At 61.2% G+C, this 23,419-nt stretch carries 27 protein-coding genes and 1 pseudogene; 27 read left to right on the top strand and 1 reads right to left on the bottom strand.

Features of this window, described 5'->3' with window-relative positions; translation table 11 throughout:
- Window positions 1-117: 117 nt before the first annotated feature.
- From modA to ACZ9W6_RS03315, 15 genes and pseudogenes are all read left to right on the top strand, one after another.
- Window positions 118-867: a molybdate ABC transporter substrate-binding protein gene (gene modA, locus ACZ9W6_RS03385; RefSeq protein ID WP_465189672.1), complete on the top strand. Its 750-nt coding sequence runs from the start codon at window positions 118-120 to the stop codon at window positions 865-867.
- Complete coding sequence (modB, locus tag ACZ9W6_RS03380; RefSeq protein ID WP_465189671.1) at window positions 867-1,547, top strand: molybdate ABC transporter permease subunit; 681 nt, start codon at window positions 867-869, stop codon at window positions 1,545-1,547. The genes modA and modB overlap by 1 nt, the downstream gene beginning before the upstream one ends.
- Entirely contained in the window at window positions 1,537-2,214 is a 678-nt protein-coding gene (locus ACZ9W6_RS03375; RefSeq protein WP_465189670.1) for an ATP-binding cassette domain-containing protein, read from the top strand. Before modB ends, ACZ9W6_RS03375 begins: the two co-directional genes overlap by 11 nt.
- Entirely contained in the window at window positions 2,207-3,010 is an 804-nt protein-coding gene (locus ACZ9W6_RS03370) for a TOBE domain-containing protein (RefSeq protein WP_465189669.1), read from the top strand. Before ACZ9W6_RS03375 ends, ACZ9W6_RS03370 begins: the two co-directional genes overlap by 8 nt.
- Window positions 3,011-3,210: 200 nt before the next feature.
- A complete protein-coding gene (locus ACZ9W6_RS03365; protein WP_465189668.1) occupies window positions 3,211-5,001 on the top strand; it encodes a 2-isopropylmalate synthase in 1,791 nt (596 codons plus the stop codon).
- Window positions 5,002-5,200: 199 nt separating this feature from the next.
- Window positions 5,201-6,088, top strand: a complete 888-nt coding sequence (locus ACZ9W6_RS03360) for a hypothetical protein (RefSeq protein ID WP_465189667.1) — start codon at window positions 5,201-5,203, stop codon at window positions 6,086-6,088.
- Window positions 6,089-6,259: 171 nt separating this feature from the next.
- Window positions 6,260-6,463, top strand: a pseudogene (locus ACZ9W6_RS03355) (alpha-isopropylmalate synthase regulatory domain-containing protein); the annotation flags it as partial.
- A 432-nt stretch (window positions 6,464-6,895) separates the two neighbouring features.
- Complete coding sequence (locus tag ACZ9W6_RS03350; RefSeq protein ID WP_465189666.1) at window positions 6,896-7,411, top strand: hypothetical protein; 516 nt, start codon at window positions 6,896-6,898, stop codon at window positions 7,409-7,411.
- Between the two features lie 219 nt (window positions 7,412-7,630).
- Window positions 7,631-8,638 carry a S66 family peptidase gene (locus ACZ9W6_RS03345; protein WP_465189665.1) on the top strand — a complete coding sequence of 336 codons (1,008 nt, stop codon included), beginning with the start codon at window positions 7,631-7,633 and terminating at the stop codon, window positions 8,636-8,638.
- Window positions 8,639-8,706: 68 nt separating this feature from the next.
- A complete protein-coding gene (gene bioD / locus ACZ9W6_RS03340) occupies window positions 8,707-9,330 on the top strand; it encodes a dethiobiotin synthase (RefSeq protein WP_465189664.1) in 624 nt (207 codons plus the stop codon).
- Between the two features lie 213 nt (window positions 9,331-9,543).
- The gene (gene coxB / locus ACZ9W6_RS03335; RefSeq protein ID WP_465189663.1) at window positions 9,544-10,659 is read left to right on the top strand and encodes a cytochrome c oxidase subunit II; all 1,116 of its coding nucleotides are present in this window, start codon (window positions 9,544-9,546) and stop codon (window positions 10,657-10,659) included.
- Between the two features lie 12 nt (window positions 10,660-10,671).
- Complete coding sequence (gene ctaD / locus ACZ9W6_RS03330; RefSeq protein ID WP_465189662.1) at window positions 10,672-12,303, top strand: cytochrome c oxidase subunit I; 1,632 nt, start codon at window positions 10,672-10,674, stop codon at window positions 12,301-12,303.
- Between the two features lies 1 nt (window position 12,304).
- A complete protein-coding gene (locus tag ACZ9W6_RS03325; RefSeq protein WP_465189661.1) occupies window positions 12,305-12,844 on the top strand; it encodes a cytochrome c oxidase assembly protein in 540 nt (179 codons plus the stop codon).
- Window positions 12,841-13,017 (top strand): DUF2970 domain-containing protein, encoded by a 177-nt coding sequence (locus tag ACZ9W6_RS03320; RefSeq protein WP_465189660.1) that lies wholly within the window; start codon window positions 12,841-12,843, stop codon window positions 13,015-13,017. Before ACZ9W6_RS03325 ends, ACZ9W6_RS03320 begins: the two co-directional genes overlap by 4 nt.
- A 12-nt stretch (window positions 13,018-13,029) precedes the next feature.
- Window positions 13,030-13,884 (top strand): cytochrome c oxidase subunit 3, encoded by an 855-nt coding sequence (locus ACZ9W6_RS03315; protein WP_465189659.1) that lies wholly within the window; start codon window positions 13,030-13,032, stop codon window positions 13,882-13,884.
- A 6-nt stretch (window positions 13,885-13,890) separates the two neighbouring features.
- On the opposite strand, the gene ACZ9W6_RS03310 is transcribed toward ACZ9W6_RS03315, so the two are convergent.
- A complete protein-coding gene (locus ACZ9W6_RS03310) occupies window positions 13,891-14,067 on the bottom strand; it encodes a DUF2909 family protein (protein WP_465189658.1) in 177 nt (58 codons plus the stop codon).
- On the opposite strand from ACZ9W6_RS03310, the gene ACZ9W6_RS03305 reads away from it, so the two are divergent.
- The 12 genes from ACZ9W6_RS03305 (at window position 14,066) to hisH (ending at window position 23,408) form a co-directional block, all read left to right on the top strand.
- Entirely contained in the window at window positions 14,066-14,773 is a 708-nt protein-coding gene (locus ACZ9W6_RS03305) for an SURF1 family protein (RefSeq protein ID WP_465189657.1), read from the top strand. The genes ACZ9W6_RS03310 and ACZ9W6_RS03305 overlap by 2 nt on opposite strands.
- Complete coding sequence (locus tag ACZ9W6_RS03300) at window positions 14,751-15,200, top strand: hypothetical protein (RefSeq protein ID WP_465189656.1); 450 nt, start codon at window positions 14,751-14,753, stop codon at window positions 15,198-15,200. The genes ACZ9W6_RS03305 and ACZ9W6_RS03300 overlap by 23 nt, the downstream gene beginning before the upstream one ends.
- 22 nt (window positions 15,201-15,222) lie before the next feature.
- Window positions 15,223-16,215 (top strand): COX15/CtaA family protein, encoded by a 993-nt coding sequence (locus ACZ9W6_RS03295; protein ID WP_465189655.1) that lies wholly within the window; start codon window positions 15,223-15,225, stop codon window positions 16,213-16,215.
- Complete coding sequence (cyoE, locus tag ACZ9W6_RS03290) at window positions 16,212-17,120, top strand: heme o synthase (protein WP_465189654.1); 909 nt, start codon at window positions 16,212-16,214, stop codon at window positions 17,118-17,120. The genes ACZ9W6_RS03295 and cyoE overlap by 4 nt, the downstream gene beginning before the upstream one ends.
- Window positions 17,121-17,708, top strand: coding sequence for an SCO family protein (locus tag ACZ9W6_RS03285; protein ID WP_465189653.1), 588 nt, complete (start codon window positions 17,121-17,123; stop codon window positions 17,706-17,708).
- A 48-nt stretch (window positions 17,709-17,756) separates the two neighbouring features.
- Window positions 17,757-18,515, top strand: a complete 759-nt coding sequence (locus tag ACZ9W6_RS03280) for a flagellar brake protein (RefSeq protein ID WP_465189652.1) — start codon at window positions 17,757-17,759, stop codon at window positions 18,513-18,515.
- A gap of 29 nt (window positions 18,516-18,544) precedes the next feature.
- Window positions 18,545-19,186 carry an ATP phosphoribosyltransferase gene (hisG, locus tag ACZ9W6_RS03275; RefSeq protein WP_465189651.1) on the top strand — a complete coding sequence of 214 codons (642 nt, stop codon included), beginning with the start codon at window positions 18,545-18,547 and terminating at the stop codon, window positions 19,184-19,186.
- Between the two features lie 58 nt (window positions 19,187-19,244).
- Window positions 19,245-20,540: a histidinol dehydrogenase gene (gene hisD / locus ACZ9W6_RS03270; protein WP_465189650.1), complete on the top strand. Its 1,296-nt coding sequence runs from the start codon at window positions 19,245-19,247 to the stop codon at window positions 20,538-20,540.
- A 146-nt stretch (window positions 20,541-20,686) separates the two neighbouring features.
- The gene (hisC, locus tag ACZ9W6_RS03265) at window positions 20,687-21,748 is read left to right on the top strand and encodes a histidinol-phosphate transaminase (protein WP_465189649.1); all 1,062 of its coding nucleotides are present in this window, start codon (window positions 20,687-20,689) and stop codon (window positions 21,746-21,748) included.
- A 7-nt stretch (window positions 21,749-21,755) separates the two neighbouring features.
- Entirely contained in the window at window positions 21,756-22,349 is a 594-nt protein-coding gene (gene hisB / locus ACZ9W6_RS03260; protein ID WP_465189648.1) for an imidazoleglycerol-phosphate dehydratase HisB, read from the top strand.
- The gene (locus ACZ9W6_RS03255; RefSeq protein ID WP_465189647.1) at window positions 22,346-22,759 is read left to right on the top strand and encodes a VOC family protein; all 414 of its coding nucleotides are present in this window, start codon (window positions 22,346-22,348) and stop codon (window positions 22,757-22,759) included. Before hisB ends, ACZ9W6_RS03255 begins: the two co-directional genes overlap by 4 nt.
- A gap of 7 nt (window positions 22,760-22,766) precedes the next feature.
- Window positions 22,767-23,408 carry an imidazole glycerol phosphate synthase subunit HisH gene (hisH, locus tag ACZ9W6_RS03250; protein WP_465189646.1) on the top strand — a complete coding sequence of 214 codons (642 nt, stop codon included), beginning with the start codon at window positions 22,767-22,769 and terminating at the stop codon, window positions 23,406-23,408.
- Window positions 23,409-23,419 lie beyond the last annotated feature (11 nt).

Raw genomic sequence — 23,419 nt, 5'->3', positions numbered from 1 at the left:
TATTGTCGCGGCCAACCTGCCGACACAGGGATGAGCTATATCCTTGTGGGCATTGTTCCGGCGCTATATATCGCGCTATATTGCGCAGCATGTCATTGGCGTGAACGGGAGAGGGCAATGCAATTGAAATCAGTATGTGCCGGCGTGATGCTGCTTATTGGTGCGGGTATGGCGCAGGCGGCGGAAATCACCGTGTCGGCTGCGTCCAGCCTCAGCAATGCCATGCGCGATATCGCGCGTGATTTCGAGCAGAAGCATCCGCAACACAAAGTGCTGCTGAACTTTGCCGCCTCCGGCGCGCTGTTGCAGCAGATCGCCAAGGGTGCACCGGTCGATGTATTTGCCAGCGCCGATCAGGACAGCATGGATCAGGCGCAGCAACAGGGCCTGATCCGCAACGATAGCCGCCGTGACTTTGCCGGCAATGCGCTGGTGCTGGTGGTGCCGGCTGATAGCAAACTCAAGCTGCAAAGTCTGGCCGACTTGCAGCAGGCGGCGGTGCAGAAGGTTGCCATCGGTAATCCGGCCAGTGTGCCGGTAGGGCGCTATGCCCAGGATGCCTTGCAGCAGGCCGGATTGTGGCCGGCCATCAGTGCCAAGGCCATCCTGACGCAGAATGTGCGCCAATCGCTGGATTACGTGGCGCGGGGCGAAGTCGAGGCCGGTTTTGTCTACGCCACCGACGCCGCCATCATGCCGGACAAGGTACGCCAAGCGCTGCGCGTGCCATTGGCCGAGGCGGTGCGCTATCCGCTGGCCGTGACCCGTGACAGCAAACAGCCGCAAGTGGCACGGCAATTTGCCGATCATTTGCGTTCGCCAGCAGGCCAGGCCGTGCTGCTGCGCTACGGCTTTCTGAAACCCTGATGACTCCCGATATCTGGCCGGCGCTGTGGCTATCGCTGAAGGTCGCCGGCTGCGCCACCGTGTTGGCCGCACTGCTTGGTGTGGCCACCGGCTTTGTGCTGGCGCGCGGCCGTTTTGTCGGGCGTGATCTGCTGGATACCGTGCTGACGCTGCCGATGGTGCTGCCGCCGACGGTGCTCGGTTATTACCTGCTGGTGTTGCTGGGGCGGCGCAGCACGCTGGGGGGCTGGCTGCATGACAGCCTCGGCATCCAGCTGATTTTCAGCTGGCAGGGCGCGGTGATTGCCGCCACGGTGGTGGCTTTCCCGCTGGTATTCAAGCCGGCGCGCGCGGCCTTCGAGTCGGTGGATGGCCAGCTGGAGCAGGCCGCCCGCGTGTTGGGGCTGTCGGAGCTGGCACTGTTTTTCCGCGTGACCCTGCCGCTGGCCTGGCGCGGCATTCTGGCCGGCGTCTTGCTGGCGTTTGCGCGGGCGCTGGGCGAATTCGGTGCCACGCTGATGGTGGCCGGCAGCATTCCGGGCAAGACGCAAACCCTGTCGATCGCCGTCTACGAGGCAGTGCAGGCCGGGCAGGACGAGCTGGCCAATACGCTGGTGCTGATCATCTCGGCGCTGTGCATCAGCATTCTGCTGCTGGCCAACTGGCTGGGCAAACGAGGTGGAGGCCAGCATGCTGATTGACTTTCATCTGCAGAAAACCCTGCAAAGCGGCACGCGCCGTTTTGATCTGGACGTGCGCGTGGCCACCGACAGCCAGCGGCTGGTGTTGTTCGGGCCATCCGGTTCGGGCAAGAGTCTGACGCTGAAGGCTATCGCCGGCCTGCTGCAGCCCGATCATGGCCATATCCGTGTGGCGGGGCAGACGCTGTTTGATGCGGCCAACCTTATGGATATGCCGGCGCGACAGCGCCGGGTCGGCTATGTGTTTCAGGATTACGCGCTATTTCCGCATCTGGATGTGCGGCAGAACGTGGCGTTTGCGCTGGCGCGTGGCTGGCTGAATCCCTCGCGGCGTCATCAGGATGAGGCGGTCGATTACTGGTTGGCCGCACTGGGGCTGGAGGCGCTGTCGGCGATGTATCCGGCGGCCTTGTCTGGCGGCCAGCGCCAGCGGGTGGCACTGGCGCGCGCGCTGGTGGCCGAGCCGCAAGTGCTGCTGCTGGACGAGCCATTCGCCGCACTCGATGGCGAATTGCGCGCCGGCATGCGCCGCGAGCTGTTGCAGCTGCAGCAGCGGCTGGCGATGCCGATGGTGCTGATCAGTCACGACCCCGAAGACGTGGCGGCGTTTGCCGGCGAGGTCGTACATCTGCGTGAGGGCAGGGTAGTGGAGCAAGGCAATGGCTGAACAAGGGCTGCAAGTACATGGCGAGATCTGGCTGAGTGTCGATGGCCAGCGATTTGGTGGTCGTAACCGGCTGGATTTGCTGGCGGCGATTGCCGATTGCGGCTCGATTACCCGTGCGGCGCAGGCGGTCGGCCTCAGCTACAAGGCGGCGTGGGATGCGATCGAGACCATGAACAATCTGGCCGGGCAGCCGCTGGTGGAACGCCTGGCCGGTGGCAAGGGCGGCGGCGGCACGCGCCTGACGCAGCGCGGTCAGCAGCTGGTGGCCAACTTCCGCCAGATCGAAGCGGTGCACCAGCAGTTTGTGCAGCAGCTGTCGCGGCAGACGGCCGGCATGGCCGACGATTATCTGCTGCTGCGCCGGCTGGCCTTGCAGACCAGTGCGCGCAACCAGTTTGCGGCCAACGTCATCAGTCTGCAGGCCGATGGCGTGAATGTGCGAGTGAGGCTGGCGCTGGCTGGTGGCCAGACCCTGCATGCCGACATCACCGCCGAAAGCGCGGCCCAGCTGGGCCTTTGCGAAGGCATGGCGCTGTTTGCGCTGCTGAAGGCACCGGCAGTACGGCTATTGCCGGAGGAGGCGGTGGTGGCGGCGGGCGGCAATGTGCTGGCGGGGCAGATCAGCCGCGTGCAGCATGCGGCCAACAATAGCGAGGTGGTGCTGGCACTTGGCGACGGCCTCAGCATTGTTGCCAGCCTCGTGCACGAAGGTGTGGCCGTGCCGGCCTGGCAAACGGGCGATCGGGCGGCGGCAGTGTTCTCGCCGGCCGCCATCGTGCTGGCCCTGCCGCTTTGACAGATCTGCGACGGCAGCCGGCAAATTCAGACAAGCGCTGCATGACAGCGCTTTTTTTGCAGTCAAAATCAGACAAATTGTCTAATATTTCACTTTGGACAACAGCTTTTGTGCAGATGCAACACAAAATCGTGGCGAATGTTTGACATCTTGTCGTGATGGCCCGTATGGTAAGGCCATAAACCAAGAGGAGAAGCAGCATGCAGTTAGACATCGAACGTCTGATCGCGGACTTTGGCGGCCCGGGAACGCTCGCAGAAGCGTTGACGGCAGCCTTTCCAGACGAGCCGGTGTCGCGTGCAGCTATCTATAAATGGCGCGAGCGCGGCACCTTGCCCCTCGCCCAGCTCAACAAGCTGGCGCACATTGCGGCCAACCAGGGCAAACGATTCGATTTCAACGACTATCTGACTGGCGCACAGCCGGCGGGACAATGGAGATCACCAGACATGGGCGACCGTCTTTACATTTTCGACACCACCTTGCGTGACGGCGAACAATCGCCAGGCGCAGCCATGACCAAGGAAGAAAAGGTACGCATCGCCCGCCAGCTGGAACGTCTGGGTGTAGACATCATCGAGGCCGGCTTTGCCGCCGCCAGTCCGGGCGACGCCGATGCGATTCGCGCCATTGCCGAAGTGGTGAAGGATTCCACCGTCTGTAGCCTGGCGCGTGCCAACGAGCGCGACATCCGTGCCGCCGGCGAGGCGATTGCTCCGGCCCCGAAAAAGCGTATCCACACCTTCATCGCCACCAGCCCTATCCATATGGAGAAAAAGCTGCGCATGACGCCGGACGAAGTGGTCGAGGCCGCGGTGAAGGCAGTAAAACTGGCGCGTGAATACACCGATGATGTGGAGTTTTCGGCCGAAGACGCCCTGCGTTCCGACATCGACTTCCTCGCCCGCATTTTTGGCGAAGTGATCAAGGCTGGCGCCACCACATTGAACGTGCCGGATACCGTCGGCTATGCCGTACCGAAAATCACCGAAGCCTTCTTCCGCGAGCTGATCGCCAAGACCGAAGGCGGCGACAAGGTGATCTGGTCGGCGCACTGCCACAACGATCTGGGCATGGCTGTCGCCAACAGCCTCGCGGCTGTTCTGGGTGGCGCGCGTCAGGTGGAATGCACCATCAACGGTCTGGGCGAGCGTGCCGGCAATGCCGCGATGGAAGAAATCGTGATGGCGGTGAAGACCCGCAAGGACGTGTTCAATGTCGAGACAGCGGTAGACGCAACGCAGATCGTGCCGGCGTCCAAGCTGGTGTCCACCATCACCGGCTACCCGGTGCAGCCGAACAAGGCGATTGTCGGCGCGAATGCCTTCGCCCACGAATCCGGCATCCATCAGGATGGCGTGCTCAAGCACCGCGAGACTTACGAAATCATGTCGGCCGAATCGGTGGGCTGGACGGCCAACCGTCTGACCCTGGGCAAATTGTCCGGCCGCAATGCCTTCCGCACCAAATTGCAGGCGCTGGGCATCGTGCTGGAATCCGAAGAAGCGCTGAACGCCGCCTTCGCCCGCTTCAAGGAGCTGGCCGACAAGAAGCGCGAAATCTTCGACGAAGACTTGCACGCGCTGGTATCCGACCAGCTGGTGGCGGCCGAGCAGGAAGACTACAAATTCGTGTCGCTGCGTGTGGCCACCGAAACCGGCGAAGCGCCGCAAGCGCAGATCGTGTTTGTCGAACACGGCAACGAACAGCGTGCCGAATCCACTGGCTCCGGCCCGGTTGATGCCGCCTTCAAGGCCATCGAAAGCGTGGTGAAATCCGAAGCCGAACTGGAGCTGTACTCGGTCAATGCCATCACCAAGGGCACCGAATCGCAAGGCGAAGTGACCGTGCGACTGGCCAAGGATGGCCGCATCGCCAACGGTCAGGGCGCCGACACCGACATCATCGTCGCCAGCGCCAAGGCGTATCTGGCGGCCCTCAACAAACTGCACAGCAAGGTCGAGCGCGTCCACGCGCAAGGCCCGGTGTAAATCCGTCGCCGGCTGCAGCCTGCGGCCGGCATCGCACAGAGCGCGCAAGCTTTGCGGCCAACCCTCTTACCGGACAAGGTTGGCCGCAAGGCCAGAGATCAAAGGCTCACAAGGCCGACCCATTCCCCCATTGCCCCCATCTAGGCCATGGTAAATGCCGACCCACGAGGTCGGCGTTTTGCCATGCCAGGAGATAGTCATGTCTGCTTATCCCATCGTCTGCATTCTGGCCTCGGTATTGTTGCAAGGCCTTTCCTACGGCTATATGACTCAAGGCATGAATGCGACCGCGACTCTGCTGTGCGTGGCGCTGGCCTTTCTTGCCTGTACGCTTGTCTATGGCACTGGCTCGCGCCTGATGGGGATGCGCCTGCCGGCTGGCAGTCGCATGCTCTTGCTCAAGTTGAATCTTGCCTCGGCGGTAGTTTTTATCAGCTTCTTTGTCGCCATCACATTGATTCCGGCCTCGATCGCCAGCTTGCTCGAGGCCGCGGCAGGGCCATTCTGGATCAGTCTGTGGCTGCTGCGCACGGGGCGTCTCGAACTGTCCACCTTGCTGGTCAGCTTGGCTATCATGATGCTGGGCCTGATTGCCATGCTGATGCAGGTCGCCATGCCGGGCGTGGCAGAAATCTCTGGCATTGTGCTGGCCTTGCTGGCTGCCGCCGGTGCCGCTCTGATTGCCGGCTACTCTGCCGAGGCCGCAGCTCGCGGACTGGGTGCCAGCCTGATCCTGGCGCACCGCTTTTACCTCACCTGGCTGGCTGCTTTCCTCATGGTCTGGCTGTCGCCGCATGAAGCGGGCATCACCCTGCTGGACGGGAAACTGTGGTTGCTGATGATTGGCGGCGTGGTCGCGCCGATGTTTCTGATGCAGAAAGGCATGCAGACTTGTTCGCCAATGATCACCATGCTGTGCCTGAGCGTGATTCCTTTGTTCAGCTATGCCAGCGAAGTATTTTTCGGTGCGGCGGCAGACTGGCAAGTCATGTCTTTGTTGGCCGCCGGGGTGCTGCTGGCCGTGGGCAAGATCGTGATAGAACAACAGGCTGGCCGCAGAGCTGCTGAATTACAGCTGCAAAACTGAAGGCCGTAAGGCGGGGTTATCACCAATTCGTAGGGGGCTGTCTCCCGGCTTGCCGGGAGGCACACCATCAAGCCATTCCTGATCAGTCCGCTCACTCGCCAAACAATCGGTACGTCGCCCCGTGCTGAGCGAATCAAAGATTCGCACGCGAGGGGTGACGTACCCTACTAGCTGGAACTGTACTCGGTGAATGCCATTACCAAGGGCACCGAGTCGCAAGGCGAAGTGACCGTGCGTCTGGCCAAGGATGGGCGCATCGCCAACGGTCAGGGCGCCGACACCGACATCATCGTCGCCAGCGCGAAGGCGTATCTGGCGGCCCTCAACAAACTGCACAGCAAGGTCGAGCGCGTCCACGCGCAAGGCCCGGTGTAAATCCGTCGCCGGCTGCCGTCTGCGGCCGGCATCGCACAGAGCGCGCAAGCTTTGCGGCCAACCCTCATACCGGACAAGGTTGGCCGCAAGGCCAGAGATCAAAGGCTCACAAGGCCGACCCATACCGGTTCTGCCGCCATCGCGGACAAAACAAAATGCCGACCCACGAGGTCGGCATTGTTGTTTGTGTTTGCGGTCAGGTGGCGTGACGTCTGCTCGGCGAGTGCGGAGCTTTGCTGCGTTTGGTCTGGGCTGCGGGGGGGGGGGGCTGACTGGCCATGCTTTGCTGGTGGTCATAGGCATAAGCGCCTTGCCTGTTCTATCGATATCTCAATATCATGACGTGATAAATACATCAACAAAAGAAAGAGACACCTGAATCGGTGTCAACTACATGTCAGGCAGCAGGCAATAATTACTCCAGAGATTCCTATGTCGTTTCTTTTAATTGATAGTGCAGCAGAGCTTCTTGTCCGAAAGTGGCAAAAACTATATGAACGTTCACCACGCGTAACTGGCTTCCTGACATTAGTTATTTCAATTGTTGGGGCTTCCACCATTTACGTCGTCGAGCAACGGTCGGCCGAGCAACGCGAAGCCAAGCGCCTTCAAAACATGAACTACTCAGTACAAGCGCAAAAGCTCGAAGAGACCAAGTCCAACCTTCAAGCGCTTCTTCAATTCGTCGAAGACGAGCGAACAACTGTTGCTGCTTCGGAGCAGGCACTCAGGTCGCTTCAGCAAGAACACGAGCAACTCCGGCCGCTGGTTGAATCGGACCGCAAGACTATTGATGCACTTTTTGCCGCGCAGGAGGCAAGAAACCAAGCCGCACAAAGTAATGAACGGTGGATTGGATTTGCTTTAGGAGTTGTATCGTCGCTGCTTGCGTCATTTATATTGGCTGTTGTCGCGCATGTACGTCGCCGAAAGCAACCGACTGCCTAACCTATCATTACCGGTTCTGAGTAAAAAACGCGCAAACTGGCTGCAGATACGGGTATGGCCTTGCGGGCAATCCGGCCTACGAACTGATTAATCACCAACCCGTCGGGTGCAGTCAGCCGGCTTCCCAGGCCAAGCACCATTACCCGCTGCGGCCAACCTTGCCGCTTGTCATGTTTATCGCTAGGCTGGCCGGTACGGTTTCTTTATCCAGGACAAACCATGACCTACGCCTTGCGCACGGGCGATACCCTCGCCGCGTTTTCGCCTTCCTTCCCGATTACCGCCAAAAGCCCCGCCCGTTATCAGCGCGCGCAGGATTTTCTCGCCGCAAAAGGCATCGCCTTCTTGCCCGGCAATCTGTGCGGCAAGGAGGATTTTTACCGTGCCGGTACGGCGCGCGAGCGGGCCGAGGAGCTGAATGCGCTGCTGCGTGACCCGCAGGTGCGCTGCATCATGTCTACCATCGGCGGCAGCAACAGCAATGCGCTGTTGCCCTATCTGGATTACGCGGCGTTTCGCCGTGACCCGAAGATCGTGGTCGGCTATTCCGACGCCACGGCGGTGCTGCTGGCGCTGTACGCGCAGACCGGCATTCCGACCTTTTACGGCCCGGCGCTGGTGGCATCTCTGGGCGAGTTTGCGCCGCTGGTGGATGACACCTGGCAGGCTTTTGTCGATATCGTCGGCGAACAGGCACGCTTTCCGCATGAATTGACCATGCCAGCGCAGTGGACGGAAGAATTCATCGCGTGGGAAACGCAAGACCGCGCCAAGACCATGCAACCGAACGCCTGGCGCTGTGTGCAGCCCGGCGTGGCGCGCGGGCGGCTGATTGGCGGCAACAACAATACGCTGTACGGCATCATGGCCAGCCCGTATATGCCTGAGATTCGCGCGGGCGATATCTTGCTGCTTGAAGACAGCCTGAAAGACGCGGCGACGGTGGAGAAAAACCTGACCATGCTGAAGCTGGCCGGCGTGTTCGACAAGGTCGGCGCGATCTTGCTGGGCAAGCATGAAGGCTTCAAGGATCAGGGTACGGGGCGCACGCCGGTGGATATCCTGCTGGAAGTGCTGGACGGGAATCCGGTGCCGTTGCTGGCGGAGTTTGATTGCTGCCACACCCACCCGATGCTGACTTTGCCGATTGGCGTGGAAGTGGCAGTCGATGTGGCAGCGCTGAAGGTGACGGTGTGCGGCGACTGGCGCGAGGCGTTTGCGCGCTGAGCTTGCAGGCTTGGCAGCGGCCAAGGTTGGCCGCATAGTGACGGCCTTATTGCAAGCAGGAGGCCAGCATGGCGCAGATCTATTTCATTACCGGCACCGACACCGAAATCGGCAAGACCCACAGCGCGGTCAAGCTGATCGAGCACTGGCAGGCGCAGGGCCGCAAGGTGCTGGCGATGAAGCCGGTGGCTTCCGGCTGCGAGATTCTGCCGGATGGCCGCTGGTTTAATGACGATGTAGCGCGACTGACGGCGGCCACCGGCCAGACCGATCTCGAGCTGATGAACCCGTACCGCTTTTTGCCGCCGGTGTCGCCGCATATCGCGGCCCGCGAGGCGGGCGTGACGATCTCGCTCGATGTTATCCGTGCCAATATGCAAAGCCTGGCCGCCGAATGCGATGTGCTGCTGGTGGAAGGCGCGGGCGGCTGGCTGGCCCCTCTGTCGGACGAGCTGAGCATGGCCGATCTGGCACGTCAGCTGGGCTTGCCGGTGATTCTGGTGGTCGGCATGAAACTGGGTTGTATCAACCATGCACTGCTGACAGCGCAGGCCATTAATGCGTCGGGCGCGACGCTGGCCGGCTGGGTGGCCAATCGCGTGGTGCCACAGCAATTGGCCTATGCCGACAACCTTGCCACCTTGCAGGCCAAGCTCGGCCAGCCCTTGCTGGAGCTGCCATTTGAAGGCTGACGTCATGCTGCGATGCCGCATGATAATTACTTGTTTTGCCTGATTTAACTTCCTATTCTGCTGACAGAGTCGGCCAGACCAGACAAGGCCGACCGGAGTGACCGGTTTCCGGCCAACACGAGAACCTGCGGCCAACCTTGGCGTTGACTGCATTTGCCAAACGGGGATGCCACCTTAAGCAGTGGCTGTCCCCGTTTTGCATTGGGAGTCGTCATGCATTCCCGTTATCTGATCTATGGGTGGACATTGCCGGCACCGCTTGCCTTCGCCGCCGGCCTCAATTTCCAGACACCGGCCACCGGCATGGCGCAGGACATCTACGACCTGCACATGCTGTTGCTCTACATCACCGGCAGCATCTTCGTGCTGGTGTTCGGCGTGATGTTCTGGGCGATCTGGCGCCACCGCAAGGCCGCCGGCCATCAGGCCAGACACTTCCATGAAAACACCACGGTCGAAATCATCTGGACGGTGGTGCCGCTGCTGATTCTGGTCGGCATGGCGTGGCCGGCCACCAAGCTGATTCTGGCGCAGAAAAGCAGCGCCGGCGCCGAGCTGACCATCAAGGTCACCGGCTATCAGTGGAAGTGGCAGTACGACTATCTCGATCAGGGCGTGAAGTTCATGAGTCACCTGGCCACGCCGCAAGACGCCATCGTCAAGGCCGCCAATCGTGGCGAACACTATCTGCTGGAGGTTGACGAGCCGCTGGTGGTGCCGACCGGCGTCAAGGTGCGGCTGCTGCTGACCGCCAATGACGTGATTCACGCCTGGTGGGTGCCGCAGCTGGGGCTGAAGGCCGATGCGATTCCGGGCTTTGTGCGCGATGCGTGGTTCAAGGTCGAGCAGCCCGGTACTTATCGCGGCCAGTGCGCCGAGCTGTGCGGCAAGGATCACGGCTTCATGCCGATTGTGGTGGAGGCCAAATCGCCGGCGGATTACCAGACATGGTTGGCCGCAAGGCAAAAAGCCGCTGCGGCCAACCTTGATGACCCGAACAAGGTGTGGGCGCTGGCCGATCTGAAAGCGCGCGGCGAGAAGGTCTACAGCCAGAACTGCGTGGCCTGTCATCAGGCCAACGGCAAGGGCATACCGGGCGCTTTCCCGGCGCTGGATGGCTCGGCAATGGTGACTCAGGACAAGGCAGCGCATATCGATATCGTGCTCAACGGCAGCAAGAAAAATCCGGCAATGGCGGCCTGGGGCAAGCAGCTGTCGGATACCGATATCGCGGCGGTAGTGACTTACGAGCGCAATGCCTGGGGCAATCAGACCGGTCAGGCGATACAACCCAAAGAGATCGCCGCGGCCCGCGGTGGCAAGGTGTAAGGAGCAGGCATCATGGCGATGGCAGAGACTTCACACGCCGCGCATGGCGATCATCACGGCAAGCCGCACGGCATCACGCGCTGGCTGTATGCGACCAACCACAAGGACATCGGCAGCCTGTATCTGTGGTTTGCGTTTTCGATGTTCATTTTCGGTGGCGTGCTGGCGCTGGGCATCCGTGCCGAGCTGTTCCGCCCCGGCTTGCAGTTCTGGCAGCCGGAGCTGTTCAACCAGTTCACCACCCTGCACGGGCTGATCATGGTGTTTGGCGCCATCATGCCGGCCTTTACCGGCCTCGCCAACTGGATGCTGCCCCTGATGATAGGCGCGCCGGACATGGCGTTTGCGCGCATGAACAACTGGAGCTTCTGGCTGTTGCCACCGGCCGCCTTGTTACTGCTGATTTCGTTCGTGGTGCCGGGTGGGGCGGCGGCGGCGGGCTGGACGCTCTACGCGCCGTTGTCGACGCAGATGGGCATGGGCATGGACCTGACCATCTTTGCCATTCACATCATGGGCGTCAGCTCCATCATGGGTTCGATCAACATCATCGTGACTATTCTGAATCTGCGCGCACCGGGCATGACGATGATGAAAATGCCGATGTTTGCCTGGGCCAGTCTGATTACTGCCTATCTGATCATCGCGGTGATGCCGGTGCTGGCCGGTGTGGTGACCATGGTGCTGACCGACCGCCACTTCGGCACACACTTTTTTAACGCGGCCGGCGGCGGAGACCCGGTGCTGTACCAGCATATTTTCTGGTTCTTCGGCCACCCCGAGGTCTACATCATGGCGCTGCCGGCCTTCGGCATCGTCAGCCATATCATCCCGACTTTCAGCCGCAAGCCGCTGTTCGGCTACACCTCGATGGTGTATGCCACCAGCTCCATCGCCATCCTCAGTTTCATGGTGTGGGCGCACCATATGTTCACCACCGGCATGCCGGCCACCGCGCAGCTGTTTTTCATGTACGCGACCATGCTGATTGCGGTGCCGACCGGGGTGAAAGTGTTCAACTGGATAGGCACCATGTGGCAGGGCAGTATGAGCTTCGAGACACCGATGCTGTTTGCCGTTGGCTTCATTTGCCTGTTTACCGTCGGCGGCCTGTCGGGCGTGACGCTGAGTATCGCGGCGGTCGATATCCAGCTGCAGGACACCTATTACGTGGTGGCGCATTTCCACTATGTGCTGGTGGCCGGCGCGCTGTTCAGCCTGTTTGCCGCGATCTATTACTGGTTCCCGAAAATGACCGGGCGCATGTACCACGAGGGGCTGGGCAAGTTCCACTTCTGGTGGTCGATGATCTGGTTCAACGTGACTTTCTTCCCCATGCATTTTCTGGGGCTGGCCGGCATGCCACGCCGCATCCCCGACTACAACCTGCAGTTTGCCGACTTCAATGCCATGGCCAGTGTCGGTGCCTTCTGTTTCGGCTTGGGTCAGCTGATCTTCCTCTACAACATGCTGCACAGCATTCGCCACGGCAAAGCCGCGCCGCAACAGCCGTGGGAGGGTGCGGACACGCTGGAGTGGCAGATTCCGACCCCCGCGCCGTATCACAGCTTTGTCGAGGCACCGGTGGTGGAGGTGGGTGACAACGGCCGTATCGATGCCATGACGGGCGGAAAGCACCACTGAGATGACTGCGCTGGCCAAACCGGCGGCCAACCGTCGCCTGCTACTCAAACTGGCGCTGCTGGCGGCGCTGATGTTTGCCTTCAGCTGGGGGCTGATTCCGCTTTACGACGCGCTGTGCCGCATTACCGGCCTGAATACCCTGTTGCAGCCGGACAAGGTCGCGGCGGAACCGCTGCGGCCAACCTTGGCCGCACCGCTGACGCTGACATTCGATGCCACGGTGCAGCCAGGTCTGCCGTGGCAGGTGCGGCCGCTGCTGCATACGCTGACAGCCAAACCGGGCGAGTTTGTGCGGGTGGATTACGAAATCACCAATGCCAGCAATCGCCGCGTGATTGGCCAGGCGATTCCGCGTTATCTGCCGGCGGCGGCGGCCGAGTATGTGAAAAAGCTTGATTGCTTCTGCTTTGCCCAGCAGGCCTTCGAGCCGGGGCAGACCAAACGTTTTCCGGTGGTGTTTTTCGTCGATAAATCGGTGCCGGCCAGCATAGACAGCATCACGCTGGCCTACACCGTATTCGATGTGCCGGGGCGGACATGAAACCGTGGCAGGCACTGGCAGCGGTGCTGTCGGCTTTCGCCGGTATCCGCAAGGGCGAGGCAGCGCGACAGGACAAACGGCTGGGCTTTGCAGAGATTGTCACGGCGGCCATCGTGCTGGCCGGTGTGCTGGTGTTATTGCTGGTGTTGCTGGTGCGCCAGCTGGCGAGTTGAGGGAGTGAAATCATGGATGCTGGCGAACAGACTCACTATTTTGTGCCCGATCCGTCGCGCTGGCCGATTATCGGTGCGCTGGCGCTGTTTTGCCTCGGGCTGGGTGCCTCGTTTGCGGTGAATGGTATCGCGGCGGGCAAGCTCGGTTTGCTGGCGGGTTTTGCCATTCTGCTGTGGATGCTGTTCGGCTGGTTTGGCGATGTGATCCGCGAGGGTCTGGCCGGGCGTTACGAGGCACGCGAGGATGGCTCCTTCCGCTGGGGCATGGGCTGGTTCATTTTTTCGGAGGTGATGTTCTTCGCCGCCTTTTTCGGGGCCTTGTACTACGTGCGGGTGATTTCGGTGCCCGAACTGGGCGACGAGGTACACAAGCTGCTTTACCCCGACTTTACTGCCAGTTGGCCGCTGCAGACCGGGCCTGGCATCACCGCCGAATACCGTGCGATGCCGGCCTGGGGCTTGCCGGCACTCAATACGCTGATCCTGCTGACCTCGGGCGCGACGCTGACTTGGGCACACTGGGGCTTGCTGTCCGGCAGCCGTCAGCAGTTGTCCACTGGCCTTGCCGCCACCGTGTTGCTGGGGGGCTTGTTCCTGTCGCTGCAGATCTACGAATACCACCATGCGTTGACCGAGCTGGGCCTGACCATGGCGGCCGGCGCTTATGGCATGACCTTTTTCATGCTGACCGGCTTTCACGGCCTGCATGTGTTGTTGGGCGTGACCATGCTGACGGTGATGTGGTTTCGCGTGCAGCGCGGCCACTTCAGTGCCAGTCAGCATTTTGCCTTCGAGGCGGCAGCCTGGTACTGGCACTTTGTCGATGTGGTGTGGCTGATCCTGTTTGTGTTCGTGTACTGGGTTTAGCCGGCTTCAGCTGCCGGCCAGCTTGCCCAGCATGATCAGCACAAAAACACCCAGCGACAGCGCGACACGCAAGGTCAGTGCTCTTGCCATCTGCGGGCCGCGCTTGCCGCGCAGCATGCTGACCATGGCATGAGCCAGCGAGGCGAGCACCAGTAATAACAACAGGGGGATGAGCCAGTTCATGAGTGAGACTCCCGCAGCCGTGATACTGCAGTCTAGGCCACGCTGGCGGCTGATATGGCTGCTGATTCCGGTCTTGCTGCCCTTTGCACTGGCGATCTGGCAATGGCAGCGCGGCGAAGCACGCTCGGCACAACTGGCGCAGCTGGAAGCCATGGTGCGCCAGCCGCCGCAAGATCTGGCGCGGCGCTGGCAGGCGGGCGAGCAGCCGGCGGGGCAGCCGGTGATTTTCAACATCGTCACCATCGGGGCGGCGATACGTTTGCCGGCGCTGCTGGATGGCCGCCAGGGCATGCGCGAGTGGCGTGCGGCAAGGCTGGCGGATGGCCGCTGGCTGGTGCTGGATCGTGGCTGGCTGGCTTTGCCGGCATCCTTTACCGAGATGCCGCTGCCGGCCGGCACCTATCATGGATATTGGGTGGCGCGGCCACAGCCTTATCTCTTGCGTGGGGCCAAGGTGGCGACATCGGGTGATGTCGATGCGCTGGACTGGCAAGGCCTGGCGCAAGAACTCAAGTCGCCGCTGCTGCCGGGGCTGGTGTTGCTGGCACCGACAGTGCGGCCATTTCGCCCGTGGCCATTGCGGCCAGGCTTTGACCCGCAGCGCCACTATGCCTATGCCGTGCAATGGCTGCTGCTGGGTATCTGTCTGTCGGCCGGCTGGTTTTTACTGCTGAGGAGGTCTTATGCCGCACGCGCTGCATCGTGAACGTTGGCCGCTGTGGCTGATACTGGCGCTGGCCATCGCGCCGGTACTGGCCTCGACGGCTCTGTATCTGGCGCGGCCGAATCTGGCGCTGCGCACCCACGGCCAGTTGCTGGTGCAGCCCTTGCCATCCGCCGTAGCCACGGCCTGGCCAGCGGGCAACTGGGTATTGCTGGCAGTTGGAGAGGGCAAACAGTCGGCAGACAGCCAGCGCCGCTTTGCCATGCAGCAGATTCGCGCAGCCCAGGGCGAGGCAGCCGAACGCGTGCAATTGCAATGGCGCACAGCGGCGGCCGGTTTGCGCACTGACGGTTTTTATCTGGTCGATCCGCAGCGCAATGTGGTGATGTTTTACCGCGATGGCTTGCCGCCAACGCAGACCATCCGCGAGATCAGCCGCATCCTGAAAACCAATAATGGCCTGGCCTGAGGGCAGAAAACCGGGGGGCGAGATGAAGCGTTTGCTGCTGCTGGCCTTGCTGCTGGCTTGTGTCGTGGTGCCGCTGGGGGCGTATGTCCGCCTGTCTGATGCCGGGCTGGGCTGTCCGGATTGGCCGGGCTGTTATGGCCAGCTGTCGCCACATCATGCGGCCGATCATATCGCCGCCGCGGTTGCGGCCAACCCTGAGGGGCCGGTATCGGCCGGCAAGGCGTGGAAGGAAATGATCCACCGCTATCTGGCCTCGACACTGGGCGTGCTGGTGCTGGGTCTGTGCTGGCTGGCCTGGCGTCGCCGGCAGCAGGGCTGGCAGGCGGCGGGCCTGCTGCTCTTGCTGTTGTTGCAGGGCATGCTGGGCATGTGGACAGTGACCTTGCTGCTGAAGCCGGCAATCGTGACCGCGCATCTCTTGGGTGGCATGAGCATCGTCGCCTTGCTGGCCTGGTGGCGGTTTGCCCCGGACGATCACCAGCCCTTGCCACGACGACTGGCGCTGCTGTGCTGGCTCTTGCCCTTGCTGGTGTTGGGTCAGATTGCACTGGGCGGCTGGGTGTCGAGCAATTATGCGGCGCTCGCCTGTCAGGGTTTTCCGTCCTGTAACGGCAGCCTGATACCGCCTGATTTGCAGTTTGCCCATGCCTTTCACTGGCAGCGCGAGCTGGGCGAGAGTGCCGACGGCACGCCACTGTCGCTGGCGCAGTTGGCCGCCATTCACTGGAGCCACCGGTTGGGGGCCTTGCTGCTGGCGTCGTATATCACTTTGCTGATGCTGTTCTTGTGGCGCTGGCCGGCCTTGCGCGGGCGGCTGCGCTTGCTGGGCATGGCCTTGTTGCTGCAAGTGCTGTTGGGTGCGGCCAACGTCTGGCTGATGCTGCCATTCCCACTGGCGGTCATGCATAACATCGGTGCGATGCTGTTGCTGGCGGCGGCCTTGCAGCTGGCTGTGGCAGTCAGGGTGCGGACGGTTGCTGCCTGGCAACTGGCGTGGGCGAGGGGGAGAGGATGATGAATGCTTCGGGTCTGCAACTGTATCGGCCGCGCTGGCGCGCATTGTGGCAACTGGCCAAGCCACGGGTGGTGGCGCTGATCGTTTTCTGTGCCGTTATCGGCATGTGGCTGGCGGTGCCTGGCGTGCCCGAGCCGGGGCGCATGTTGGCCGCGACACTGGGCATTGCACTGGTGGCAGGGGCGGCGGCGATGATCAACTGCGTGGTCGAGCGCACGGTCGATGCCCGCATGCGCCGCACTGCCGGTCGTGCCAGTGCCAGTGGCGAGCTGGGTTTGGGCGAGATTCTGCCGGTGGCCGCTTTGGCTTTGCTGGCGGGCATGGGGCTGTTGTTTGTCTGGGTCAATGCACTGACCGCATGGCTGACGCTGGCGACTTTTGTCGGTTACGCGATTGTCTACACCGTGCTGCTCAAGCCGAGTACGCCGCAGAATATCGTGATTGGCGGGGCCAGCGGCGCGATGCCACCGCTGTTGGGCTGGGTGGCAATGAGTGGCGACATCAGCGTGATGGCGATGCTGCTGTTCCTGATCATCTACACCTGGACGCCGCCGCACTTCTGGGCGCTGGCCCTGTACCGGCGCGAGGATTATGCGCGTGCCGGCTTGCCGATGCTGCCCGTCACGCACGGGCAAGCCTTCACGACCTTGTCCATCGTGCTGTACACCTTGCTGCTGGCGGCGGTTACGCTGTTGCCGGTGGCGATACGTGAGGCCGGCCTGCTGTATCTGCTGGTGGCACTGCTGCTGAATGGCCGTTTCGTGCAGCTTGCCCTGCGTCTGCACCGTCATTATGCTGACGCCACCGCCAGAAGCTGTTTTCGCTGGTCCATCCATTATCTTGCCTGGCTGTTTGCCGCTTTGCTGCTGGACAAATATCTTTACCTGCCCCTGACGAGCCCCTGAATGAATGTCTTGCGCCTGCTTTGCCTGAGTGTTCTTGCCCTGACGTTGGCCGCCTGCAGCCCTGGCGAGCCCAAGCCCAGTTTCAAGGGCACCGATATCACTGGCGCAGAGTTTGGCGGCGACTTCACCCTGACCGGTCATGACGGCAAGCCGCATGCGCTGTCTGCCTATCGCGGCAAGGTGGTAGCGCTGTTCTTTGGCTATACCCATTGCCCCGATATCTGCCCGACTACCATGCTCGAGTATGCGCAGGTCAGCAAACTGCTAGGTGACAAGGCCAAAGATCTGCAAGTGCTGTTTATCAGTGTTGACCCGCAGCGCGATACGCCGGCGCTGCTGGCCGGTTATGTGCCGCATTTCAATACCAGTTTTGTCGGGCTGACCGGCAGCCAGGCTGATATCGACAAGGTCACCAGTCATTACAAGGTGATTGCGCAGAAGCAGGGCGTGCAGGACAGCAAGAGTTACACCGTAGACCACAGTGCCGGCAGCTATCTGCTGGACCGCGAAGGCAAGTTAAGCGTTTATCTGCCCTATGGCACCGCGGCCGTGGATATAGCGCATGATGTCCAGTCTCTTATGAAGTAAACTGTATATATCATTCGAATCATTCTTTGGTATTGCAGGCGTCATATCGTGACTGAAGAAAACAAGCAGGGTGGTTCCCAGGCGACGGCCGAGATTGATCTGAGCAAATACACGCTGACCAGCCCCGGCGAAATCGCCCAGCATTTGCGCAGCATCATCCAGCATGGCCAGATGGTGACGGTGTTTTCCAACAAGGGAAAATCCTTCATCCTGACGCGCATCCTGTCGCTGGATGCCCAGGCCAAAACCATGGTGCTGGACTGGGGTGCCAACGAGACAGCCAATCGCATCTTTCAGCAGAGCGAGCGCAATATCTTTGTCTGTTCTCCGGCCGGGGTGAAGACCCAGTTTGCTACCGGTGCTCCACGCCTTATCGACTTTGAAGGCGGTGCCGCATTCGAGGTCGATCTGCCTGTCCAGCTGATCAAGCTGCAGCGCCGCGAGTTTTTCCGTGTGCCGACCCCGATTGCCAATCCGGTGCTGTGTACCCTCAGCGATCATCCGCAAGGCGAGCTGCAGTTCCCGGTGGCGGATATCAGTATCGGCGGCATGGCGCTGGTGCTGTCGACGACCCAGGCCAGCTTGCTGAAAACCGGTGATGTCTATCACGTCAGCATGGAACTCAAGCCCTTCGGTGTGCTGCAAGTGCAGATGGAAGTACGTCACCTGATGAAAATCCAGCACAAAAATGGCCAGGAATCGGTGAGAGTCGGGTGTTATTTCAGCAATATGAATACAGCGCGTGAAACCTTGGTGCAACGTTATGTTGCCAACCTTGAGCGGGAGCGCCGGGCTCTGGTACGCTGAGCAACGTTTTTCTGCATTGCACAACCATCATGAAACTCACCATTGCTCTGTCCAAAGGCCGGATTTTTGAAGAAACCCTGCCCTTGCTTGCCGCTGCCGGCATTGTGCCGGCCGAGGCGCCGGAATCCTCGCGCAAGCTGATCATCGGCACCAATCATCCGGACGTGAAGCTGGTGATTGTGCGTGCCTCCGACGTACCGACTTATGTGCAGTATGGCGCGGCCGATCTGGGTATCGCCGGCCGTGATGTGCTGATCGAGCACGGTGGCGACGGCCTGTACCAGCCGCTGGACCTCAACATCGCCAAGTGCAAGATGATGGTCGCGGTCGAGAACGGTTTTGACTACGATGCCGCCGTCAAACGCGGTGCGCGTCTGAAAATCGCCACCAAATACCCGCAGATTGCGCGCGACCACTTTGCCGCCAAAGGCGTGCACGTCGACATCATCAAACTCTACGGCTCGATGGAGCTGGCCCCGCTGGTTGGCCTTGCCGACGCGATTGTCGATCTGGTTTCGACCGGCGGCACGCTGAAGGCCAACAATCTGGTGGCGGTCGAGCACATCATCGACATCAGCTCGCGGCTGGTGGTCAATCAGGCGGCGCTCAAGCTCAAGTACAGCACCATCCAGCCGGTGCTGGACGCCTTTACTGCCGTCATCAAGCCCTGACAATCCGCGTGCGGCCAACCTTCAGCAAGGTTGGCCGCAAGCTTATGGAGCCTGCCTCATGCAACGCCTGTCATCCCGACAACCCGATTTTGCCGCGCGCCTCAAGGCGCTGCTGGCGTTTGAAACTGCACAAGATCCGGCCGTAGACGCGGCCGTTGCCGCGATTTGCGAGGACGTGAAAGCGCGTGGTGATGCCGCGGTAGTCGAATACACCAACCGTTTCGACCGCATGCAGGCCACCAGCATGGCCGAGCTGACCCTCAGCCGCGAAGAATTGCAAGCCGCGCACGACCGCTTGCAACCGGCTGTGCGCGAGGCGCTGACCGCCGCCGCCGAGCGCGTGCGTCGCTATCACGAGAAGCAGCTGGCGCATAGCTGGAGCTACGAAGACGAGGACGGCACCTTGCTGGGCCAGCAGGTGATGCCGCTGGATCGGGTCGGCATCTATGTGCCGGGTGGCAAGGCCGCGTATCCGAGCTCGGTGTTGATGAACGCCATGCCGGCCAAGGTGGCGGGCGTGGGTGAAATCATCATGGTGGTGCCGACGCCGAATGGCGAAAAGAATGATCTGGTGTTGGCCGCAGCCTTCATCGCCGGGGTGGACAAGGTGTTCACCTGTGGTGGCGCGCAGGCGGTTGCCGCGCTGGCTTACGGTACCGACAGTGTGCCGCAGGTCGACAAGATTACCGGCCCGGGCAATGCCTATGTGGCTGCTGCCAAGCGCCGCGTGTTCGGCGTGGTCGGCATCGACATGGTGGCTGGCCCGTCCGAAATTCTGGTGATCTGTGATGGAGACACCGATCCGGACTGGATCGCGATGGATCTGTTCAGTCAGGCCGAACACGACGAAATCGCCCAGGCCATCCTGCTGTGCCCGTCGGCCGATTACATTGCCAAAGTCGAAGCCAGCATCGCGCGCTTGCTGCCCGAGATGCCGCGCCGCGCGATTATCGAGCAGAGCCTTGCCAATCGCGGCGCCCTGATCGAGGTGCAGGATCTGGCCGAAGCCTGCGAGATTTCCAATTACATCGCACCCGAGCATCTGGAACTGTCGGTGGCCGAGCCGGATGCCTGGCTGCCGAGCTTGCGCCACGCCGGTGCCTTCTTCATGGGTCGTTTTACTTCGGAAAGCCTCGGCGACTACTGTGCCGGCCCGAATCATGTGCTGCCGACCAGCCGTACCGCGCGTTTTGCCAGCCCGCTGGGGGTGTATGACTTCCAGAAACGCAGCAGCCTGATTCGCGTCTCGCACGCCGGCGCGCAAAAGCTGGGCAAGATCGCCAGCATTCTCGCGCATGGCGAAGGCCTGACTGCCCACGCCCGTGCCGCCGAGCTGCGGCTGGACGAGCAATAAATGAAATGATGTCTGGCGGTCAACCTTGCGGATTAAGGTTGGCCGCGGCCTGCCAAAACAGGTAGGATGAAAACCTTGTGATCTGAATGCGTCGGGCTTTGCCGGCAGTTCCACCGGCCTCCCGCCGGCGAGAATTGACCGTACAAATGTCTATACAGCAACTGTTCCGACCTGACCTTCAGGCGATGTCTGCCTACCACGTGGCCGATGCTTCCGGCCTGATCAAGCTCGATGCGATGGAAAACCCGTTTCCCTTGCCAGCCGAGTTGCAACAGGCACTGGCGGCCGAGCTGGCCACTGTCGCCATCAACCGTTATCCCGACCCGCACGGCGCAGGGCTGAAAGACCAGTTGAAGCACGCCTTCGCCATTCCGGCGACGGCGGACGTGATCCTCGGCAATGGCTCGGACGAGCTGATTACCTTGCTGGCGCAGGCGATGCCGCAAGACAGCTGCATGCTGGCACTCGAGCCATCCTTCGTGATGTACAAGCTCAATGCCCAGTTCTCTCGCCTGCGTTACGCCGGTGTCAGCCTAAACGCCGATTTCTCGCTCGATTTGCCGGCCACGCTGGCGGCGATTGCCGAATATCAACCTTCGCTGCTGTTTGTCTCTTACCCGAACAATCCGACCGGCCCGCGTTTTGCGCGTGACGAAGTCCTGACGCTGCTGGACGCAGCGCCCGGCATCGTGGTGGTGGACGAGGCCTATCAGGCGTTTGCTGCTGACAGCCTGATGGATCTGGCCGGCAGCCATCCGCGCCTCGTGGTGCTGCGTACCTTGTCCAAACTTGGCCTTGCCGGCCTGCGTCTGGGCTATGCCGCTGGTCATCCTGATGCGATTGCCCAGCTCGACAAGATCCGCCCGCCGTACAACATCAATGTGCTGACCCAGGCCGCCGCCCGTTTCGCGCTGCGACATCTGGAAGTCTTCGAGCAGCAGGCAGCCTTGCTGCGCGACGAGCGGACAAGGTTGGCCACAGCGCTGGCCGGATTGCCGGCGCTGACGGTCTATCCGTCCGAAGCCAATTTCATCACCGTGCGGCTGCCTGATGCGCCGGCGCTGTTTGCCCATCTCAAGGCGGCCGGCATTCTGGTGAAAAGCCTGCATGGCGGCCATCCTTTATTGACGCACTGCCTGCGGCTGACCATCGGTAGCCCCGAAGAAAATACCGCCATGCTGGCGGCCATCGAATCCTTTTTTGCCTGACCACACCATGCGTACCGCTACCGTTACCCGCAATACCCTTGAAACCCAGATCACCATCAGCCTGAATCTGGATGGCACCGGCATTGGCCGTTTCGACACCGGCGTGCCGTTTCTTGACCACATGATGGACCAGATCGCCCGCCACGGCCTGATTGACCTCGATGTGCAGGCGCGCGGTGATTTGCATATCGACGCCCACCACACGGTGGAAGATATCGGCATTACCCTTGGCCAGGCATTTGCCAAGGCTATCGGCGACAAGAAGGGCATTCGCCGTTATGGCCACGCCTATGTGCCGCTGGACGAGGCGCTGAGCCGCGTGGTGATCGACCTGTCCGGCCGCCCCGGCCTCGAATATCACATCCCGTTTACCCGCGCCTGTATCGGCAGCTTTGACGTGGATCTGTTCAGCGAATTCTTCCACGGCTTCGTCAACCACAGCATGGTGACGCTGCACATCGACAATCTGCGCGGCGTCAACAGCCACCATCAGGCCGAGACCGTGTTCAAGGCCTTCGGCCGCGCACTGCGCATGGCTGTCGAAGTGGACGAGCGCATGGCCGGCCAGACGCCGTCAACCAAAGGCACGCTGACCGCATGAGTACCGTGCAGCCGGGTATCGCTGGCCTCAATCACCTCTGTCTGTGCGTGGCGGATCTGGATGCCTCGCTGGCGTTCTACGATCGCATCATGCCGGCCATGGGCTGGCAGCCGCGTCGCTCAAGTGATTCGCGAGCCTATGTCGTCGGTAACTACGAGATCTATCTGCAGCAAAGCCGTTCACCGCAAGCCGGTTTCCAGCGCTACGGCATTGGCCTGCAGCATCTGGCTTTCAATGCCTCGTCGCGAGCGGCGGTCGATGAGCTGCATGCGCTATTGCTGCTTATCGGTGCCGAGGTGACGGATGCACCGGCTGAGTACGATTACAACCCCGGGTATTACGCGGTGTTCTTTCACGACCCTTCGGGCATCGTGCTGGAGTTCTGCCATACCCCGAACATGACCCTGTAAGGCTGATATGAAAGTAGCCGTCATTGATTACGGCATGGGCAATCTGCACTCGGTGCTGAAGTCCGTGCAATTCGTGAACGACATCGGGGCCGACATCTTCCTGACTTCCGATCCGGAGCAGGTGATCAAGGCCGACAAGGTGATCTTTCCCGGCCAGGGCGCGATGCCGGACTGCATGCGCGAGCTGCGCGCTCATGGTCTGGCCGAGGCGGTACTGGAGAGTACGAAGAACAAGCCCTTCTTCGGTATCTGCGTCGGTGCCCAGCTGTTGTTTGAACACAGCGAGGAAGGCGATACCGCCGGCCTTGGCCTGTTTGCCGGCAAGGTCAAACGCTTTGCGGCCAACCTTGTCGATGCCCAAGGCGAGCGCCTGAAAGTGCCGCATATGGGCTGGAATCGTGTTTACCAGAACGTGCCACATCCGCTGTTTGCCGGCATTGCCGATGGCGAACGTTTCTATTTTGTGCACAGTTACCACTTCGCACCTGATGAGGATCAGCTAACCCTTGCGCAAAGCGAGTATCCCGAACGGTTTTCCTGTATCGTCGGACGTGGCAATATTTTTGCCACGCAGTTTCACACAGAGAAGAGTCACCAGGCCGGGCTTCAGATGATGAAGAACTTCCTCGCCTGGGATGGCACAGTCTAACGAACCCAATA

It is taken from the genome of Vogesella lacus, from assembly GCF_979366295.1.
The sequence above is the reverse complement of the archived record's forward strand: the minus strand, read 5'-3'. Positions and strand labels throughout refer to the sequence as shown.

What these genes read in the sequence shown, in the direction of transcription:
- ACZ9W6_RS03320 (WP_465189660.1), top strand. Translation starts at nt 12,841, where the DNA reads ATGAAACCGTGGCAGGCACTGGCAGCGGTGCTGTCGGCTTTCGCCGGT.
- ACZ9W6_RS03345 (WP_465189665.1), top strand. Translation starts at nt 7,631, where the DNA reads ATGACCTACGCCTTGCGCACGGGCGATACCCTCGCCGCGTTTTCGCCT.
- ACZ9W6_RS03305 (WP_465189657.1), top strand. Translation starts at nt 14,066, where the DNA reads ATGAGTGAGACTCCCGCAGCCGTGATACTGCAGTCTAGGCCACGCTGG.
- ACZ9W6_RS03370 (WP_465189669.1), top strand. Translation starts at nt 2,207, where the DNA reads ATGGCTGAACAAGGGCTGCAAGTACATGGCGAGATCTGGCTGAGTGTC.
- hisB (WP_465189648.1), top strand. Translation starts at nt 21,756, where the DNA reads ATGCGTACCGCTACCGTTACCCGCAATACCCTTGAAACCCAGATCACC.
- hisG (WP_465189651.1), top strand. Translation starts at nt 18,545, where the DNA reads ATGAAACTCACCATTGCTCTGTCCAAAGGCCGGATTTTTGAAGAAACC.
- ACZ9W6_RS03255 (WP_465189647.1), top strand. Translation starts at nt 22,346, where the DNA reads ATGAGTACCGTGCAGCCGGGTATCGCTGGCCTCAATCACCTCTGTCTG.
- ACZ9W6_RS03375 (WP_465189670.1), top strand. Translation starts at nt 1,537, where the DNA reads ATGCTGATTGACTTTCATCTGCAGAAAACCCTGCAAAGCGGCACGCGC.
- ACZ9W6_RS03325 (WP_465189661.1), top strand. Translation starts at nt 12,305, where the DNA reads ATGACTGCGCTGGCCAAACCGGCGGCCAACCGTCGCCTGCTACTCAAA.
- hisD (WP_465189650.1), top strand. Translation starts at nt 19,245, where the DNA reads ATGCAACGCCTGTCATCCCGACAACCCGATTTTGCCGCGCGCCTCAAG.
- cyoE (WP_465189654.1), top strand. Translation starts at nt 16,212, where the DNA reads ATGATGAATGCTTCGGGTCTGCAACTGTATCGGCCGCGCTGGCGCGCA.
- ctaD (WP_465189662.1), top strand. Translation starts at nt 10,672, where the DNA reads ATGGCGATGGCAGAGACTTCACACGCCGCGCATGGCGATCATCACGGC.
- ACZ9W6_RS03315 (WP_465189659.1), top strand. Translation starts at nt 13,030, where the DNA reads ATGGATGCTGGCGAACAGACTCACTATTTTGTGCCCGATCCGTCGCGC.
- ACZ9W6_RS03360 (WP_465189667.1), top strand. Translation starts at nt 5,201, where the DNA reads ATGTCTGCTTATCCCATCGTCTGCATTCTGGCCTCGGTATTGTTGCAA.
- ACZ9W6_RS03365 (WP_465189668.1), top strand. Translation starts at nt 3,211, where the DNA reads ATGCAGTTAGACATCGAACGTCTGATCGCGGACTTTGGCGGCCCGGGA.
- ACZ9W6_RS03285 (WP_465189653.1), top strand. Translation starts at nt 17,121, where the DNA reads ATGAATGTCTTGCGCCTGCTTTGCCTGAGTGTTCTTGCCCTGACGTTG.
- modB (WP_465189671.1), top strand. Translation starts at nt 867, where the DNA reads ATGACTCCCGATATCTGGCCGGCGCTGTGGCTATCGCTGAAGGTCGCC.
- hisH (WP_465189646.1), top strand. Translation starts at nt 22,767, where the DNA reads ATGAAAGTAGCCGTCATTGATTACGGCATGGGCAATCTGCACTCGGTG.
- bioD (WP_465189664.1), top strand. Translation starts at nt 8,707, where the DNA reads ATGGCGCAGATCTATTTCATTACCGGCACCGACACCGAAATCGGCAAG.
- hisC (WP_465189649.1), top strand. Translation starts at nt 20,687, where the DNA reads ATGTCTATACAGCAACTGTTCCGACCTGACCTTCAGGCGATGTCTGCC.
- ACZ9W6_RS03310 (WP_465189658.1), bottom strand. Translation starts at nt 14,067, where the DNA reads ATGAACTGGCTCATCCCCCTGTTGTTATTACTGGTGCTCGCCTCGCTG.
- coxB (WP_465189663.1), top strand. Translation starts at nt 9,544, where the DNA reads ATGCATTCCCGTTATCTGATCTATGGGTGGACATTGCCGGCACCGCTT.
- modA (WP_465189672.1), top strand. Translation starts at nt 118, where the DNA reads ATGCAATTGAAATCAGTATGTGCCGGCGTGATGCTGCTTATTGGTGCG.
- ACZ9W6_RS03295 (WP_465189655.1), top strand. Translation starts at nt 15,223, where the DNA reads ATGAAGCGTTTGCTGCTGCTGGCCTTGCTGCTGGCTTGTGTCGTGGTG.
- ACZ9W6_RS03300 (WP_465189656.1), top strand. Translation starts at nt 14,751, where the DNA reads ATGCCGCACGCGCTGCATCGTGAACGTTGGCCGCTGTGGCTGATACTG.
- ACZ9W6_RS03350 (WP_465189666.1), top strand. Translation starts at nt 6,896, where the DNA reads ATGTCGTTTCTTTTAATTGATAGTGCAGCAGAGCTTCTTGTCCGAAAG.